Origin of the sequence: Acidovorax sp. HMWF029 (assembly GCF_003060895.1) — a bacterium.
Lineage (GTDB): Bacteria > Pseudomonadota > Gammaproteobacteria > Burkholderiales > Burkholderiaceae_C > Acidovorax.
Map to the genome: position 1 here is coordinate 1 of NZ_QAIH01000246.1, position 1,170 is coordinate 1,170.

General features: G+C 67.4%; 1 protein-coding gene. It reads left to right on the forward strand.

The genetic code is table 11. The features are described from left to right. The first annotated feature begins 312 nt into the window (after window positions 1–312). Entirely contained in the window at window positions 313–1,158 is an 846-nt protein-coding gene (locus tag DBR12_RS18025) for a fumarylacetoacetate hydrolase family protein (RefSeq protein WP_108618525.1), read from the forward strand. Window positions 1,159–1,170: the final 12 nt, after the last annotated feature.

Sequence of the window (1,170 nt, forward strand, 5' to 3'; positions counted from 1 at the left end):
GTCAAAAATGGCCGTTTCCGCGCGTCTGTATTGCGGTAGCAGCTATTAAATCAGGAGTGTTTGGTGGAGCGGCCATGGGCACGACGCCCCGTGCGCCATGTTACGCGCGCTGTGCGGCGAGCCGCGATGGCGCGTGCAACGAGGGCTTCGCTTTGTGGCAAGGCAGGTGCTGTGATTTGCGTTTGCGCACGTGCCTGCGCAGGCTGGTGGGCCGCTATGCTGCGGGATGGGCACACACAGCGTGCATTCAGTGGTCGGCAGTGTGTCTGCCACCGCTGCCGCCCCTTCATCGACCCACAAGGACATTCCGCCATGAAACTCATCCGCTACGGCCAACCCGGCGCCGAGCGCCCCGGCCTGCTCGACGCCACCGGCACCCTGCGCGACCTGTCGATGCTGCTGCCCGACATCGGCCCCGCCCAGCTCAACTGCCGCACCTTGTCGGCGCTTGCCGCCATCGACGCCAGCCGCTTGCCGCCTGTCTATGGCGCCCCCCGCCTGGGCAGCCCGGTGGGTGGCGTGGGCAAGATCGTGTGCGTAGGGCTCAACTACGCGGACCACGCCCGTGAGGCCGGCCTGCAGCCGCCCGCCGAGCCCGTGCTCTTCATGAAAGCCGTGACGGCGCTCAGCGGCCCCAACGACGATGTTCGTGTTCCGCCCGGCGCCACCAAGACCGACTGGGAGGTCGAGCTGGGCATCGTCATCGGAACCCGTGCGCGCTGCGTGCCAAAGGCGCAGGCGCTGGAACATGTGGCGGGCTACGTGCTGGCCAACGACGTGTCTGAGCGCGCCTGGCAGATGGAGCGCGGCGGCCAGTGGGACAAGGGCAAGAGCCACGACACCTTCGCGCCCATCGGGCCCTGGCTGGTGACACCCGACGAAGTGGGCGACCCGCACACTATCGACCTGTGGCTGGAGGTGAATGGCCAGCGGGTGCAGAACGGCAGCACCCGCAACTTCATTTTTGATGTGCCCACGGTGGTGTCGTACATCAGCGAATTCATGACACTGGAGCCCGGCGACGTGATCCTGACCGGCACCCCTGCTGGCGTGGGCCTGGGGCAAAAGCCCGCCCCCTGGTTCCTCAAGCCCGGCGATGTGATGCGCCTGGGCGCGACCGGCCTGGGCGAGCAGGTGCAAAAGTGTGTGGGGGGATGAGTCGCCGCCGGG